At 63.4% G+C, this 15374-nt stretch carries 14 protein-coding genes; 9 read left to right on the top strand and 5 right to left on the bottom strand.

What is annotated here, in order from left to right; all coding sequences use genetic code 11:
- Positions 1-206: 206 nt before the first annotated feature.
- Positions 207-2786, top strand: coding sequence for a bifunctional diguanylate cyclase/phosphodiesterase (locus tag FCL40_RS07500; RefSeq protein ID WP_169307036.1), 2580 nt, complete (start codon positions 207-209; stop codon positions 2784-2786).
- Positions 2787-2868: 82 nt separating this feature from the next.
- Here FCL40_RS07500 and rluB read toward each other — a convergent pair whose 3' ends face one another.
- From rluB to rnm, 5 genes are read right to left on the bottom strand one after another with little or no spacing between them, the layout of a single operon-like run.
- A complete protein-coding gene (rluB, locus tag FCL40_RS07495; RefSeq protein ID WP_136852533.1) occupies positions 2869-3732 on the bottom strand; it encodes a 23S rRNA pseudouridine(2605) synthase RluB in 864 nt (287 codons plus the stop codon).
- Between the two features lie 12 nt (positions 3733-3744).
- Positions 3745-4323 (bottom strand): SMC-Scp complex subunit ScpB, encoded by a 579-nt coding sequence (gene scpB / locus FCL40_RS07490; RefSeq protein WP_136852532.1) that lies wholly within the window; start codon positions 4321-4323, stop codon positions 3745-3747.
- Positions 4320-5123: a segregation and condensation protein A gene (locus tag FCL40_RS07485; RefSeq protein ID WP_136852531.1), complete on the bottom strand. Its 804-nt coding sequence runs from the start codon at positions 5121-5123 to the stop codon at positions 4320-4322. Before FCL40_RS07485 ends, scpB begins: the two co-directional genes overlap by 4 nt.
- 47 nt (positions 5124-5170) lie before the next feature.
- Positions 5171-5791 (bottom strand): L-threonylcarbamoyladenylate synthase, encoded by a 621-nt coding sequence (locus tag FCL40_RS07480; protein WP_136852530.1) that lies wholly within the window; start codon positions 5789-5791, stop codon positions 5171-5173.
- A gap of 36 nt (positions 5792-5827) precedes the next feature.
- Positions 5828-6658 (bottom strand): RNase RNM, encoded by an 831-nt coding sequence (gene rnm, locus FCL40_RS07475; protein ID WP_136852529.1) that lies wholly within the window; start codon positions 6656-6658, stop codon positions 5828-5830.
- A 416-nt stretch (positions 6659-7074) separates the two neighbouring features.
- Between rnm and FCL40_RS07470 the strand changes: the two genes are divergently transcribed.
- The 8 genes from FCL40_RS07470 (at position 7075) to FCL40_RS07435 (ending at position 15266) form a co-directional block, all read left to right on the top strand.
- On the top strand, positions 7075-8091 hold the full coding sequence (locus FCL40_RS07470) for a bifunctional 3-deoxy-7-phosphoheptulonate synthase/chorismate mutase (RefSeq protein WP_136852528.1): 1017 nt from the start codon (positions 7075-7077) through the stop codon (positions 8089-8091).
- Complete coding sequence (locus tag FCL40_RS07465; protein WP_169307035.1) at positions 8088-9644, top strand: anthranilate synthase component 1; 1557 nt, start codon at positions 8088-8090, stop codon at positions 9642-9644. The genes FCL40_RS07470 and FCL40_RS07465 overlap by 4 nt, the downstream gene beginning before the upstream one ends.
- On the top strand, positions 9641-10237 hold the full coding sequence (locus FCL40_RS07460; protein WP_136852527.1) for an aminodeoxychorismate/anthranilate synthase component II: 597 nt from the start codon (positions 9641-9643) through the stop codon (positions 10235-10237). The genes FCL40_RS07465 and FCL40_RS07460 overlap by 4 nt, the downstream gene beginning before the upstream one ends.
- The gene (gene trpD / locus FCL40_RS07455) at positions 10231-11259 is read left to right on the top strand and encodes an anthranilate phosphoribosyltransferase (RefSeq protein ID WP_136852526.1); all 1029 of its coding nucleotides are present in this window, start codon (positions 10231-10233) and stop codon (positions 11257-11259) included. The genes FCL40_RS07460 and trpD overlap by 7 nt, the downstream gene beginning before the upstream one ends.
- Positions 11260-12612: a bifunctional indole-3-glycerol-phosphate synthase TrpC/phosphoribosylanthranilate isomerase TrpF gene (trpCF, locus tag FCL40_RS07450; RefSeq protein ID WP_136852525.1), complete on the top strand. Its 1353-nt coding sequence runs from the start codon at positions 11260-11262 to the stop codon at positions 12610-12612.
- A 9-nt stretch (positions 12613-12621) separates the two neighbouring features.
- On the top strand, positions 12622-13809 hold the full coding sequence (trpB, locus tag FCL40_RS07445; protein WP_136852524.1) for a tryptophan synthase subunit beta: 1188 nt from the start codon (positions 12622-12624) through the stop codon (positions 13807-13809).
- Positions 13806-14618: a tryptophan synthase subunit alpha gene (trpA, locus tag FCL40_RS07440; protein ID WP_136852523.1), complete on the top strand. Its 813-nt coding sequence runs from the start codon at positions 13806-13808 to the stop codon at positions 14616-14618. Before trpB ends, trpA begins: the two co-directional genes overlap by 4 nt.
- 96 nt (positions 14619-14714) lie before the next feature.
- Positions 14715-15266 carry a septation protein A gene (locus FCL40_RS07435; protein ID WP_136852522.1) on the top strand — a complete coding sequence of 184 codons (552 nt, stop codon included), beginning with the start codon at positions 14715-14717 and terminating at the stop codon, positions 15264-15266.
- Positions 15267-15374: the final 108 nt, after the last annotated feature.

The following is a 15374-nucleotide window of genomic DNA, read 5'->3' as shown; positions in this document are numbered from 1 at the left end:
CGCCACCCCCGCTCCTGTCTGAATGCACTCTCAGGTGCATTTGTCCTAATGCAATGATATTTTTCTTTTTTCTCAGCTTATGTTGAGCCGAGTGCTGGACGCATTGTCTATCTAGGCACACACAGAGACCAGTCAACCCCATGAGATGGACCTTGCCGGTTTTCCAAACTGCAAAGCCGGATGGTGCGACCTCCTCCGGACAACTCTTGAAATTTCGACGCTACAGCCTGTTGATGGCAGCGGTGATGTTCCTCTTCACCCTCGGCCTGACCCTGGCCACCACCCAGATCATCGACGACTATGAAGCGGACAAGCACCGGGCCAAGGTGTACGACTTCCTCAGCAGTGCCGAGGAGCGGATGGTCACCGAGGTTGCCAAGATCCACTCCGCCATCTACCTCGCCGCCGCCTCCATTCAGCACAGCCATGACGCCTCTTCGCCGGCACTGAAGCAGCATTTCCATCTCATCGCCAACCTGATACTGCAAAACAACCCGTCGGTGGTCAGCCTGGATCTGGCTCCCGCAGGACGCATCTGGGCAGTCTACCCGGACCAGTCCCACCCCGGCCTGGGCCAGGACATCAGCGGTGCCCCCTCCATCCGCGAAGCGAGCCGTCTGAGGCGGGCGATCATGGGAGGGCCCTACCCCCTCTACGCCGGCGGCACCGGTCTGGTGCTCAGCCAGCCGATCTTCGTCGGCCAAACACAGCAGGAAAGCATCACTCCCGCCGACGGCGACCGATTGTGGGGATTTATCAGCGCCGTCATGCGCTTTGGCGACAGCAAATTGCTGGATGGACTGGACCTGCTGGCGGGCGACAGCATCAACTACAGCCTCTACTGCGGCAATCTGATCCCCAAGCACCTCTACAACAACACCGGCAACCCGGTGGAACTGGGGCAGAGCCGCGCCTTCCTGGTCAACGGCTTGCAGTGCCAGTTAAAGGCGAAGAGCCTCGAGCCGGTCAGCCACCCGCTCTCCTTCCTGTTCATCCTGGTGTGCGGCCTGATCACCTCCACCCTCATCGGCCTGTGGACCTGGCAGCAGGGCAACGCCAAATACCAGCTGGAACAGCTGGTAGCCCAGAAGACCCGGGCCCTGCAGGATTCAGAGCTTCAGTTCCGTGAGCTTTCCGAACGCTCGCTCACCGGGATTTTCATCCTGGTCCATGGCCGCTTTACCTATGTGAATCCCAGGGCCGCCGACATGATCGGCTACGACGTCGACGAACTGCTGGCACTCAAGGATCTCTCGGAGCTGGTTCACTATCAGGACTTCCTGCGGATCCGGGAGTGGCTCAACTCGCCCGGAGAGATGGTGGAAAGCACCAGTCTGGGGCCCCACCTGCACAGCCGCATCCGCTGCTTTGCCAAGTCGGGCCAGACCAAACACCTGGAGTTCTACTGCGTCACCACCGAATACAAGGGGGAGATCGCCATTTTCGGCTCCATGCTGGATGTCACCACCCAGGTGGCAGCAGAGAAGAAGATCACCCACCAGGCCTACTACGATCAACTCACCGGGCTGCCCAACCGCGCCTCCTTCCAGCAGCGACTGCGGCAGATCATCAGCAGTGGTCAGAGCCACCGTATGGCGCTGCTGTTTATCGACCTGGACAAATTCAAGACCGTCAACGACAGCCTCGGTCACGACTCGGGAGACCACCTGCTGAAGCTGGCCGCCAGCCGGTTGCGACGAACCCTGCGCAGCCGCGACTTCGTTGCCCGGGCCGGGGGAGACGAGTTCGCCATCCTGCTGGATCAGTATGACAACAAGGATCAGGTGGAACTGGTTGCCCAGCGGGCCATCGAGTCCTTCAAGGAACCCTTCACCCTCAAGGACAAAAACTTCTACATCGGCCTGAGCATCGGCATCTGCCTCTACCCCAGTGATGGCGTCGACGCCGAAACCCTGCTGAAGAACGCCGACATCTCCATGTACCTGGCCAAAGGCAACGGCGGCAGTGGCTACAAGTTCTTTGACGAGAGTGAATCTCACCTGTTCTATAGCAAGCTGGATCTGGAAAATGAGCTGCGCAAGGCCCTGAGCCAGGGGGGACTGCACCTGGAGTTCCAGCCTCAGAACTCCCTGGTCAGCGGCGACATCGTCGGCACCGAGGCACTGGTGCGCTGGTACCACCCGGTCAAAGGGCGCATCCCACCGGTGGAGTTCATTCCAGTGGCGGAAGAAAGCAGCCTGATCCTGGATCTGGACCGCTATGTGCTCGAGCGGGGCTGCCGCCAGCTGGCCCAGTGGCACCGTGAAGGACTGGACACCAGGCTGGCGATCAACATCTCCTCGGCCCAGTTGGAGAAGGGCGACCTGCTGGGGCTGGTTCGCGACTGCCTGGGACGGCACACCATCAAGGCCGGCCGGCTTGAGCTGGAGATCACCGAGAACTCACTGATCAGGAATCCGGCAGAGGCCGCCGCCACCCTCCAGGGACTGCAGGAGCTGGGGGTAAACATCGCCATCGATGATTTCGGCACCGGCTACTCCTCCTTCGCCCTGCTCAAGGATCTGCCGATCAACAAGATTAAGTTGGACAAGACCTTTATCGATGCCATCGAGACCGACGCCAAGGACAGGAAGATCATCAACACCATTGGCGAGCTCGCGCGCTCACTGCAACTGCAACTGATCGCCGAAGGGGTGGAGACCGAAACCCAGGTGATGCGGCTGCTGGAGTGTGGCTGCTACCAGGGGCAAGGTTTCCTGTTCAGTCGGCCACTGGCCGCCGCCGACTACCGCCGATTACTCATGGAGAGTCAGCTGATCATCTAGGACCGGCACCCGTCTCTGCGTCGATGCAGACACAAAAAAACCAGCCCGACGGCTGGTTTTTGCTAGGGGAGAGCTCCGGCGCCTAGCGCTTGGGTCCCCGGGTACGGCTATGCTTGTTGACCGCCCGACGGATCTTACCGGTCTTGATCTTAGCCTGTCGGCGGGCGGAGCGCTTATCCTTATCCATCAGCGAGCGACTCTCCGGCTCCAGCTCTACCAGGGCTCTCAGGTAGTTCACCTGCTCCAATGGCAGCTCAGTCCAACCACCACGGGGAAGCCCCTTGGGCAGGGTGATGTCGCCGTAGCGAACCCGCATCAGCCGGGACACCTGCAGCCCCTGGCTCTCCCACAGACGACGCACTTCGCGATTGCGGCCTTCGCTCAGTACCGCATGGTACCAGTGGTTCAGGCCTTCGCCACCGGCGGCAATCAGTCGCTTGAAGCTGGCCGGGCCATCGTCCAGCTCCACACCGTTGCGCAGCGCCTGCAGATTCTCTTCGGAGACCTCTCCGAACACCCGCACGGCGTATTCACGTTCCACCTCACGGGAGGGGTGCATCAGCCGATTCGCCAATTCACCGTCGGTGGTGAACAGAAGCAGCCCCGAGGTATTGATGTCCAGCCGACCCACCGCCACCCAGCGGCTACCCTTCACCTTCGGCAGGCGGTCAAACACCGTGGGCCGCCCCTGGGGATCGGTGCGAGTGCACAGCTCCCCCTCAGGCTTGTAGTAGGCCAGCACCCGGCAGATCACGTCGTCCTCTGTCTGGATCGACACCAGGTGACCGTCGATGCGCACCTGCAGGTCTACACCGGTTTCGATGCGGTCACCCAGCTTGGCGACGCTGCCGTTCACACTCACCCGTCCAGCCTCGATCACGGCTTCCATCTCACGACGGGAGCCGTGGCCGGCACGGGCCAACACCTTCTGTAGCTTTTCGCTCATGAATTCTCTTCTTTAATGTACGGGGTCTGCCGTGGCCGCACCGCTGAGCAGGGCCTCGATGGCCCCCTCGTCGCTCAGTGGCGGCAGGTCACTCAGACTCCCCAGGCAAAAATAGTGCAAAAATGCATCCGTGGTGGCATAGAGGGCGGGCCGTCCCGGCACCTCCTTATGACCTACCACTTTTACCCAGTCTCTCTCCATTAGGGTGCGGATGATATTGGAACTCACCGCCACCCCTCGTATCTTCTCAATCTGTCCCCGGGTGATCGGCTGACGATAGGCGATCAGTGCCAGGGTCTCCAACAACGCCCGCGAATAGCGTGGCGCCCGCTCCTGCCACAGGGCAGAAAGATGATCACTCAGATCGGCGTTGCTCTGAAACCGGTAGCCGCCAGCCACCCGAACCAGGTTGATGCCACGACCAGCGTAGTCCGCCTCCAACTCATCCAGCACCTCGTTGACCCGTCCCAGGGTCACCTGAAACGCCGCCAGCACCCCCTGACGCAACGCCTTGGCGCTTTGCGGCGCATCGGCCACAAACAGGGCCGCCTCGATCAGCTGTTTCAGTTGGGCATCATTGATGCGGCTCATGCCCTGGCCCTCACATGGATCTGACTCATCGGCTCAACCTGCTGTATCTCAACCAGACTCTCCTTGGACAACTCCAGGATCGCCAGGAAGGTGACCACCACCCCCGCCCGCCCCTCTGCGGGTTCAAACAGGCTGACGAAGGGGGTAAAACGCTCGGCACTAAGCAGGCTCATCACCAGGCTCATCCGCTCCCGGGTGGAGAGGGCCTCCCTCGCCACCTGGTGCTGCTCAAACAGCTCCGCCTTGGCGAGCACCCCCTTGAGGGCCTCCAGCAACTCCTCCAGATCCACCTGGGGCGGCACCACCCGCGGCACCAGATTGGCGGCCCGGCCGGCTTCGGCCACCCAGGTGTCCCGCTCCAGTCTCGGCAGGCTGTCCATCTGCTCGGCGGCACTCTTGATCACCTCGTAAGCCTGCAGCTGACGGATCAGCACCATGCGCGGATCCTCCTCTTCACCCTCCTCCGTCTCCGGCTTGGGCAGCAGCATCCGCGACTTGATCTCCGCCAGGGTCGCCGCCATCACCAGGTACTCGCCGGCCAGCTCCATCTGCAGCTGGTCCATCAGGGCAATGTACTCCATATATTGGCGGGTGATCTCGAACACCGGCAGGTCGACAATATCCAGCTTGTGGCGTCGGATAAAATAGAGCAGCAGATCCAGCGGCCCCTCGAACGCCTCTAGAATCACCTCCAGGGCATCCGGAGGGATATAGAGATCCGCCGGCAGCTCCACCAGGGGTTTGCCACGGATCACCGCCAGAGGCAGAGGCGGCTGGACAGTCAGTGGAGCTTGGCTCATATCAGGCGGCGCTATTATAGGCGTTCAAGGGTAAAAAGCTAACCATACTATAAAAAGGGTGTGGGGTCTCCCGCCCCCTCCCGCACCACCTGAACATCATCGTCACAGCAATCCACCACCGTGGTCGGGCTTTCGCTCAGGTAGCCGCCGTGGATGATCAGATCCACCTGGTGCTCCAGGCGGTCACGCACCGCTTCCGGGTCCGACTCGGCAAACTCGTTGCCTGGCAGGATCAGGGTGCTTGACATCATCGGCTCTCCAAGGGCCTCCAGCAGCGCCAGGGCGATGGCGTTGTCGGGAATGCGGATGCCGATGGTCTTGCGCTTTTCATTCAGCAGTCGTCGCGGCACCTCCTTGGTCCCTTTGAAGATGAAGGTGTAGGGTCCCGGAGTGTTGTTGCGCAGCAGGCGGAACGCCAGGTTGTCCACCTTGGCGTACAGGGACAGCTCGGACAGGTCCCGGCACATCAGGGTGAAGTTATGGTCGCTGTCGATCTGGCGGATGCGGCAGATCTGGTCCAGGGCCTTCTTGTTGCCCAGGGCGCAGCCAATGGCGTAGCCGGAATCGGTGGGATAGACCACCACGCCGCCACTGCGGACGATGGCGACGGCCTGACTGATGAGGCGCGTCTGTGGCGTCTCGGGATGTACATAGAAAAACTGGCTCATTGATCCTCCAAATCCAATACCAACAGCAATAACTGTTTACTGCCCTTGGCATAGCTTCTGCCAGACGCCGGGCAGATCCGGCAACTGCAGATGCCGGCCCAGCTCTACCCAGCGGCCCGGCTGATGAAAGTCACTGCCGACCGAAGCCAGCAGTCGATGTTCCCGGCATAACTGACCCAGGAAACTGCGTTCGTTCTGAGGCTGCTGACACAGCACCACCTCCATGGCATCACCGCCGACTTCACTGAACAGGGTCAGCAGTCTGCGCAACCACTTGTTGGAGAGCTGGTAGCGGCCGGGGTGAGCCAGCACCGCCAGCCCACCGGCCCCCTGAATGGTTGAGACCGCCGTGGCGATGTCACACCAGTCATTGGGCACATAGCCGGGCTTGCCCCGGCCCAGGTATTTATCAAACGCCTGCTGCTGGGTGGTCACCAGTCCCCGCTCCAGCAGTACCCGGGAGAAATGACCCCGGCCGACGGTGGCGCCGTTGGCCTTGCGCACCGCCTCCTCCCAGACCCCGGGGATCCCCTTCCTGGCCAGGCGGTTACCCATCTCCCTGGCCCTCAGGTCACGGCGTCGCCGCTGCTGGTCCAGCAGTGCCTGCAGCTCGGTGTTGTTCGCGTCGAACCCCAACCCCACAATATGGATGTCAAAGCTGTGCCACTTGGTGGAGATCTCCACCCCGTTGATCAGAGTCAGTCCCCTGCCCTTGGCCGCCTCCCGAGCTTCCGCCAGACCGGCAGTGGTATCGTGGTCGGTAATGGCCAGCACATCCACCTGCTGGTTAAGGGCCCTGCCCACCAGTTCGGATGGAGTCAGGGTGCCATCGGAGGCGGTGGTGTGAGAATGAAAATCAAACTTCATGGGCAGTTGGGTGTTCTCTTGGGTGACTCTACAGGTCTACTGCAGAAAATCCATAAAACAGTCTGTACAGACAATACGATAGCTATATTGTACTTCACTTTGCCCCTCTGTTGGGGGCCAATCTGTGCTGATCCGGCTCCCAGAGGCCCGCCAACGCGCCGGGCACCAATCCGGGGTTGACAGCCTAGCCCCCTCAGGTTACTGTCGCTGTAAACCTTTTGCGTAAACCAACAATTACGGACTCTCTACAGTGACTCAGGCAACTCTGCACAACATTCATTGGTGGTGGTACATCCCAGACAAGCGGAAAGTGCGCTGGCCTGTGCCTGAGTAACAGAGAACAGAAACCAGACAACGAGAACCCGCTTTGTAACCAAAGCGGGTTTTTTTATGCCTATTTTACGGAAACTTACGCCATGATCATCATCCTCAAGCCACACGCCAGCAAAGAAGAGGCCCAGCAGCTGCTGCGCCAGATCGAAGCCAAGGGCCTCAAGCCCCTGTACATGCCTGGAGTGGAGCGCACCGTCCTCGGCGCCCTGGGGGACGAGCGCGTACTGCAATCTTTACACCTGGAGAGTCACCCCCTGGTGGATGAGGTCAAGCCGATTCTCTCCGCCTACAAGCTGGTAAGCCGAGAACTCTATCCCATCGACACCCGGGTCAAGATTGGCCGCCATGCCGTGGGCGGCGACGGCTTTACCGTGATCGCCGGACCCTGTGCGGTAGAGAGCCAGGCGCAGCTGGACCGCATCGCCGACTACCTGACCGCCCACCCGGTGGCCGCCATCCGCGGCGGCGCCTTCAAGCCACGAACCAGTCCCTACAGCTTCCAGGGCCTGGGCGAGGAGGGGCTGAAGATCCTCAAGACCACCAGCGAGCGCAGCGGCCTGCCCACCGTCTCCGAGGTGGTGGATGCCAGCGACGCCGAACTGATGGCCCGCTATGTCGATTGCCTGCAGATCGGCGCCCGCAACATGCAGAACTTCCGCCTGTTGGAGGCGGTGGGCAAACTGGATATCCCGGTGCTGTTGAAGCGGGGGATGTGCGCCACCATCGAGGAGCTGCTGCTGGCCGCCGAGTACATCGTCAATGCCGGCAACCCCAAGGTGATCCTGTGTGAACGGGGAATCCGCACCTATGAGACCGCCACCCGCAACACCCTGGATCTCAACGCCGTCGCCTACCTAAAGCGCAAAACCCATCTGCCGGTACTGGTGGACCCCAGCCACGGCACCGGCATCCGGGAACTGGTGATCCCCCTGACCCGGGCCGCGGCGGCGGTGGGCGCCGACGGCATCATCGTCGAGACCCACACCAATCCGGCCGAGGCCCTCTCCGATGGACACCAAAATCTGGATCCTCAACAATTTGATGATCTAATGTCCTCTTTGAAGCCCTTTGTGGAAGCCGCAGGAAGGAGCCTTAAGTGATCGCATCCCTCAAACCGGGCCAGAGTCACACCCTGACCCTGAGTTGCAAATACCAGCATCAGCCGGCGGAGCTGTTCCAGTACCTGGCCGATGGCGTGGCCAACACCATGCTGCTGGAATCCGCCGAGGTGGCCACCAAGACCGGCACCCAGAGCCTGCTGATGCTGGCCGCCGCCCTGCGCATCGAGTGCCGAGGCGCCACCGTGGTATGCCGCGCCCTCAGTGCCAACGGGGAGAGCCTGCTGCCCCACCTGGCCGATGCCCTGGCAGGCTTTGCCCCGACTGCCGGCAACCGCCAGCTGACGCTGACGGTGCCAGAGCAGTCCCGGGCCCTGGACGAGGACAGCCGCCTCAAGGCCCTGTCACCGCTGTCGGTGTTGCGAGGCATCCTGACGGCCATCGACCACGACGACGCCTGTGCCCAGTCACTGATGCTGGCAGGCAGCTTCGCCTTCGATCTGGTGGCGACAGTGGAACCCCTGCCGCAGGTCAGCGACGGGCCCAACAACTGCCCGGACTACCTGTTCTACCTGGCGGAGCAGACCCTGGTGCTGGATCACCTGCGCCGCTCCGCCCGTCTGGTGGGCGCCCTGTTCGGAGGCGAGAACGCCGAGATGAGCCAGCACCACCTGAGTCAGTCCCTGAGCGAACTGGCCCGGCGCATCGACGGTTTCACCGGCGCCGATGAGCCCGCCGCCCCCGCCCCGGTGGCGGTGACCGTCAACCAGGACGATGCCCACTATCGCGCCTGGGTGGAACAACTAAAGGAGCACATCCGAGCCGGTGACATCTTCCAGGTGGTACCCGCCCGCCGCTTCTCCCTACCCTGCCCGGCACCCATTCAAGCCTATCGCCGGCTGCGCCGGGACAACCCCAGCCCCTACATGTTTGTGATGCAGGATGAGACCTTCACCCTGTTCGGCGCCTCCCCCGAGAGTGCCCTCAAGTATGGCGCCGACTCCAATCAGGTGGAGATCTACCCCATCGCTGGCACCCGGCGCCGGGGCCGGCGCGCCGATGGCAGCCTGGACCATGATCTGGATGCCCGCATCGAGCTGGATCTGCGCCAGGATGCCAAGGAGACCGCCGAGCACCTGATGCTGGTGGACCTGGCCCGCAACGACATCGCCCGCATCAGCCAGCCCGGCAGCCGCCGCATCCCCGAATTGCTAAAGGTGGACAGATACAGCCACGTGATGCATCTGGTCAGCCGGGTTACCGGCCAGTTGCGTGAGGACCTCGACGCCCTGCACGCCTACCAGGCCTGCATGAACATGGGCACCCTCACCGGCGCCCCCAAGGTGCGCGCCGCCCAGCTGCTGCGCCGGGCGGAGGGGGAGCGCCGCGGCAGCTATGGCGGGGCCGTGGGCTACCTCACCGGCCGTGGTGACATGGACACCTGCATCGTCATCCGTTCCGCCCTGGTCAATGACGGTACCGCCCACGTCCAGGCCGGTGCCGGGGTGGTCTATGACTCCGACCCCCAGTCGGAAGCCGACGAAACCCGCAACAAGGCGATGGCGGTGATCCGCGCCATGGGAGGTGAGCTGTGAACCCCATCATCCTGCTGGACAACTTCGACTCCTTCACCTGGAACCTGGTGGACCAGTTCCGCAGCCTGGGCCACCCGGTGACCGTTTACCGCAACGACATCGATGCCCGGCAGTTGGCTGACAAACTGCTGAAGCAGCACGGTGACGCGATACTGGTGCTCAGCCCGGGCCCCGGCGCCCCCGCCGAGGCCGGCTGCATGATGCGGCTTCTCGAACTGGTGGCGGGCAAGCTGCCGATCCTGGGGATCTGCCTGGGCCACCAGGCCCTGGTGGAGCACTATGGCGGCAGGGTCGGCTTCGCCGGAGAGGTGGTCCACGGCAAGGCCAGCCCAATGATCCATGACGGCGGCCCACTGTTCGCCGGCCTGGCCAACCCCCTGCCGGTAGCCCGTTATCACAGCCTGGTGGCCGAGGAGGTCCCTGACTGCCTGCATGTGCCCGCCAAGGTAAACACCATGCCCATGGCGGTGGTCCATCCCGAGCACCGAGCGGTGGGCTTCCAGTTCCACCCCGAATCCATATTGACCCTGGAGGGCAGCGGTCTGCTGACCCGAACCCTGACCCTGCTGACCGAGGACTCGCCCCTATGCTGACCCCAGTACAAAAGATGATGACCCAGCTGTTCGAGGGCCAGCCCCTCTCCCGGGAACAGGCCAAGACCCTGTTCAGCTATGTGGTCCACGGCGAAGTCAGCGAAGTGGAGCTGGCCTGTGTGCTGATCGCCCTCAAGCTGCGCGGCGAGCACATCGAAGAGATCACCGGCGCCGCCGAGGCGCTGCGCGAAGCGGCCCGCCCCTTCCCCCGCCCACAAGGTGACCTGATCGACATCGTCGGCACCGGTGGCGACGGCGCCAATACCATCAACATCTCCACCACCGCCACCTTCGTGGCTGCCGCCGCCGGCGCCCGGGTGGCCAAGCACGGCAGCCGCAGCGTCTCCTCCCGCTCCGGCGCCTCGGATCTGCTCAGCCAGTTCGGGGTCAACCTGACCATGTGCCCGGCTCACTCAGCCCGATGCCTGGAGAGCCTAAGGGTGACCTTCCTGTTTGCCCCCCACTACCACGCCGGCATGCGCCACGCCGCCCCGGTGCGTCAGGTGATGAAAACCCGTACCTTGTTCAATGTGCTGGGGCCGCTGATCAACCCGGCCCGCCCCAACCAGATGCTGCTGGGAGTCTACGCCCCGGAGCTGATCCGCCCCATCGCCGAGGTGCTCCGCTCCCTGGGTGTGGAGCGCGCCTTGGTGGTTCACGGCAGCGGCCTGGATGAGCTGGCCATCCACGGCGACAGCCGGGCGCTGGAGATCCTCGGTGGCGAACTGGTGGAGCGACGCTTCAGCCCCGCCGACCTGGGGGTCAGCCAGTATGATCTGGCCGCCATCCGTGGCGGCGAACCCGAGGAGAACCGCGTCATTTCCGAGCAGCTGCTCGGTGGCGGTGGCACCGACGCCCAGCGGGCGGCGGTGGCGGTCAACGCCGGCGCCGCCCTCTACCTGTCCGGCAAGGTGGACAGCATGAAGGCCGGCACCGAACTGGCCCTGGCCACCATGGACGCCGCCAAGCCGCTGCAACTGATCCGTGACTTTGCCCAGCTCAGCCAACGGGAGGCGGTGTAAGTGAGTACCATCTTAGGCAAGATCGTCGCCACCAAGGCGCAACACATCCGCCGGTTGGATCAGCGTTACGGCGAGCTGCTGCGCAGTCGCGCCGCCCCCAGCGACCGTTCCCTGTATGACGCCCTTAAGGGTGGCAACACCGGCTTCATCCTGGAGTGCAAGAAGGCCAGTCCCTCCAAGGGGCTGATCCGTCCAAAGTTCGATCCGGTGGCCATCGCCACCACCTACGACAAGTACGCCGCCGCCATCTCAGTGCTCACCGACGAGCAGTTCTTCCAGGGGGACTTCGAGTACCTGAAAGCGGTGCGGAGCGCGGTCGGCGTTCCGGTGTTGTGCAAGGATTTCGTGGTGGATCGTCGGCAGCTGCGTCTGGCCCGCCATATGGGCGCCGACGCCGCCCTGCTGATGCTGTCGGTGCTGGATGATGAGCAGTACCTGGCCCTGGCCGAGGAGGCCGAGGCGCTGGCGCTGGATATCCTCACCGAGGTCAGCAACGAAACCGAGCTGGAGCGAGCCATCGGTCTGGGTGCCCGCATCATCGGCATCAACAACCGCGACCTGCGGGATCTCTCCGTGGACTTGGCCACCACCGAGCGCCTGGCACCGAAGATCCCCCAAGACCGGGTGGTGATCAGCGAGTCCGGCATCGCCAGCCACAGTGATGTGCGCCGCCTGGCCCCCCTGGCCGACGCCTTCCTGGTGGGCAGCCAACTGACCGCCCAAACCAATATTGACCAGGCCTGTCGCCAGCTGATCTTCGGGGAAAACAAGGTGTGCGGCCTCACCCGCGAAGCCGATGTCAAGGCGGTGGCCGAGGCCGGCGCCCTCTACGGCGGACTGATCTTCGCCGCCAAGTCGCCCCGCTGCGTCACCCCGGAACAGGCGGCCAACCTGCGCCAGGCGGCCGACCTGCGCTTCGTCGGCGTGTTCGTCAACGAATCGGCGGACACCGTGGCCAGGCTGGCCAACGACCTCAAGCTGCACGCGGTGCAGCTGCACGGTGTTGAGGACGAGACCTACATCGACGCCCTAAGACCGCTGCTGGGTGGCGCCCAGGTCTGGAAGGCGGTCAAGCCCGACGGCAGCAACCGGGTGACCAACGCCGACCGGCTGCTGTTCGACAGCGCCAGGGCAGGTCAGTTTGGCGGCACAGGCACCCCCTTCGACTGGTCCCTGGTGGGTAACGAACGGCGCCGTGCCATGCTGGCCGGTGGCCTGTCACCGGACAATGTCCAGGAAGCGGCCGCCGCCGGCTTCCTGGGACTGGATCTCAACTCAGGCCTGGAATCCGCTCCCGGCCTGAAAGACCAAGACAAAATAGCCCAGGCCTTTGCCGGTCTGCGTCACTACTGAGGAAGCCCCATGACCATCCTAAACCCCTACTTCGGTAAATATGGCGGCATGTACGTGCCCCAAATCCTGATGCCGGCCCTGAAGCAGCTGGAAAAGGCGTTTGTTGACGCCCAGCAGAACCCGGAGTTTCAGAGGGAGTTCACCGAGCTGCTAAAAGAGTACGCCGGTCGCCCCACCGCCCTGACCCTGACCCGCAACTTCAGCCCCAACCCCAAGGTGAAGATCTACCTCAAACGGGAGGACCTGCTCCATGGCGGCGCCCACAAGACCAACCAGGTGCTGGGTCAGGCGCTGCTGGCCAAACGCATGGGCAAAAATGAGATCATCGCCGAGACCGGCGCCGGCCAGCACGGCGTGGCCACCGCCCTGGCCTGTGCCCTGCTCGGCCTGAAATGCCGGGTCTACATGGGCGCCAAGGATGTAGAGCGTCAGAGCCCCAACGTGTTCCGCATGCGGCTGATGGGCGCCGAAGTGATCCCGGTGCACGCCGGCTCCGCCACCCTCAAGGACGCCTGCAACGAGGCGATGCGCGACTGGTCCGCCAACTACGATCACGCCCACTACCTGCTGGGCACCGCCGCCGGTCCCCACCCCTTCCCCACCATAGTGCGGGAGTTCCAGAAGATGATCGGCGAGGAGGCCAAGGCGCAGATCCTGGCCAAGGAGGGGCGCCTGCCGGACGCGGTGATCGCCTGTGTCGGCGGCGGCTCCAACGCCATCGGCCTGTTCGCCGACTTCATTGAGGAGACCGAGGTAGCCCTGATCGGGGTTGAGCCGGCCGGCAAGGGGATCGACTCCGGTGAGCACGGTGCCCCCCTGGGCCACGGCCGCACCGGCATCTTCTTCGGCATGAAATCGCCGATGATGCAGGATGAGCATGGCCAGATCCAGGAGTCCTACTCGGTCTCCGCCGGACTGGACTTCCCCTCGGTGGGTCCCCAGCACGCCCACCTGGCCGCCACCGGCCGGGCCCACTACCCCTCCATCACCGACGCCGAGGCCCTGGCCGCCTTTCAGCGACTGGCCGCCTGCGAGGGGATCATTCCCGCCCTGGAGTCCTCCCACGCCCTGGCCCAGGCCTACAAGATGGCCGAAGCCGCTACAAAGGAGACCCTGCTGCTGGTCAATCTCTCCGGCCGCGGCGACAAGGACATCTTTACCGTACACAACATCCTGGAGCAGGAGGGCAAGCTGTGAGCCGTTACCAGACCCTGTTTGACACCCTGAATACGAAAGGCGAAGGCGCCTTCGTCCCCTTCGTTACCCTGGGCGACCCCCACCCCAACCAGACCCTGGCGGTGATCGACGCCCTGGTGGCCGGTGGCGCCGACGCCCTGGAGCTGGGGATCCCCTTCTCCGACCCGCTGGCGGACGGCCCCACCATCCAGAACGCCACAGTGCGTGCCCTGAACGCCGGCACCACTCCGGAAGGCTGCTTCCAGCTGCTGGCCCAGGTGCGTGAGCGTTACCCCCAACTGCCCATCGGCCTGCTGGTGTACGCCAACCTGGTGTTCTCACCTGGTCTGGACACCTTCTACCGCCGCTGCCAGGAGACCGGCATCGACTCGGTGCTGGTGGCGGACCTGCCGGTGGAGGAGAGCCAGGAGTTCGCCGACGCCGCCCGCCGTCACGGCATCGCCCCCATCTTTGTTGCCCCACCCAACGGCGATGAACAGACCCTGAAGGCGGTCTCCGAACGGGGGGAGGGCTACACCTACCTGCTCTCTCGCGCCGGGGTCACCGGCACCGAGACCAAGGCCGGAATGCCCGTCGGTCCCCTGCTGGAGCGCCTCAGGGCGTTCAAGGCGCCGCCGGCGATCCTGGGCTTCGGCATCTCCGAGCCCCGGCAGGTGCGTGACGCCGTCGCCGCCGGGGCCGCCGGGGCCATCGCCGGCAGCGCTACGGTGAAAATCATCGAGAAATATCAGGGTGATTCCAAGCGTATGACCGAGGAGTTGACCCGGTTTACCCGAGCCATGAAGGACGCCACTCGCAAAGTTGACTAAAACCCGCGCCAAAGGCGGCTCCCTTCGGGGCGCCGCCTTTCCTGCCCCTGTGCTATTGGTTAGACTGTCCGCCTGCCCCCGGATGACAGAGAGCCAATGAAACAGATCCTCGATTTCCTGCCCCTGCTGGTGTTTTTCGCCATCTACAAGTTTTACGACATCTACCTGGCCAGTGGCGCCCTGGTGGCGGCCTCGGCGGTGCAGATCGCCCTGCTCTACCTGCTCTATAAGCGGGTGGAGAAGCAGCACCTGATCACCTTTGCCCTGGTGGCGGTGTTTGGCACCCTGACCATGGTGCTCAGGGACGACGCCTTCATCAAATGGAAGGTCACCATAGTGCAGTTCCTGTTTGCCGGTGCCCTGCTGGTGGCCGAACTGATGAACAAGTCCCTGCTCAAGGCGATGCTGGGCAAGGAGATGCCCCTGGCCGACACGGTATGGCGCCGCACCAGCCTGGCCTGGGTGGTGTTCTTTATCGCCAGTGGCATACTCAACCTCTACATCGCCTTCAATATGCCCCAGGAGACCTGGGTCAACTTCAAGGTGTTTGGCCTGATGGGGATGACCCTGGTCTACACCCTGCTCACCATCCTCTACCTCTATCGTCACCTGCCCAAGGATTTCAAGCCCCAGGACAAGTCGGACTAGTTCATCGACGCCCGCATCAAGGCGAATCCTCGCCAGAGCCCGCCCAGAGCGGGCTTTGTGTTTTCCGAGCCCCAGGATTACCCCATCTAACAGAGTGATTTCTTTGCG

The sequence above is a fragment of the Ferrimonas sediminicola genome, assembly GCF_005116715.1.
Taxonomy (GTDB): domain Bacteria; phylum Pseudomonadota; class Gammaproteobacteria; order Enterobacterales; family Shewanellaceae; genus Ferrimonas; species Ferrimonas sediminicola.
Note: the sequence above shows the minus strand (reverse complement) of the source record. Positions and strands in the feature narration are given on the sequence as shown.

Excerpts from the sequence above, each read along its gene's own strand:
- scpB (WP_136852532.1), bottom strand. The coding sequence starts at position 4,323 with ATGAGCCGCATCAATGATGCCCAACTGAAACAGCTGATCGAGGCGGCC.
- FCL40_RS07485 (WP_136852531.1), bottom strand. The coding sequence starts at position 5,123 with ATGAGCCAAGCTCCACTGACTGTCCAGCCGCCTCTGCCTCTGGCGGTG.
- rnm (WP_136852529.1), bottom strand. The coding sequence starts at position 6,658 with ATGAAGTTTGATTTTCATTCTCACACCACCGCCTCCGATGGCACCCTG.
- trpB (WP_136852524.1), top strand. The coding sequence starts at position 12,622 with ATGACCATCCTAAACCCCTACTTCGGTAAATATGGCGGCATGTACGTG.
- FCL40_RS07470 (WP_136852528.1), top strand. The coding sequence starts at position 7,075 with ATGATCATCATCCTCAAGCCACACGCCAGCAAAGAAGAGGCCCAGCAG.
- FCL40_RS07480 (WP_136852530.1), bottom strand. The coding sequence starts at position 5,791 with ATGAGCCAGTTTTTCTATGTACATCCCGAGACGCCACAGACGCGCCTC.
- trpD (WP_136852526.1), top strand. The coding sequence starts at position 10,231 with ATGCTGACCCCAGTACAAAAGATGATGACCCAGCTGTTCGAGGGCCAG.
- rluB (WP_136852533.1), bottom strand. The coding sequence starts at position 3,732 with ATGAGCGAAAAGCTACAGAAGGTGTTGGCCCGTGCCGGCCACGGCTCC.
- FCL40_RS07435 (WP_136852522.1), top strand. The coding sequence starts at position 14,715 with ATGAAACAGATCCTCGATTTCCTGCCCCTGCTGGTGTTTTTCGCCATC.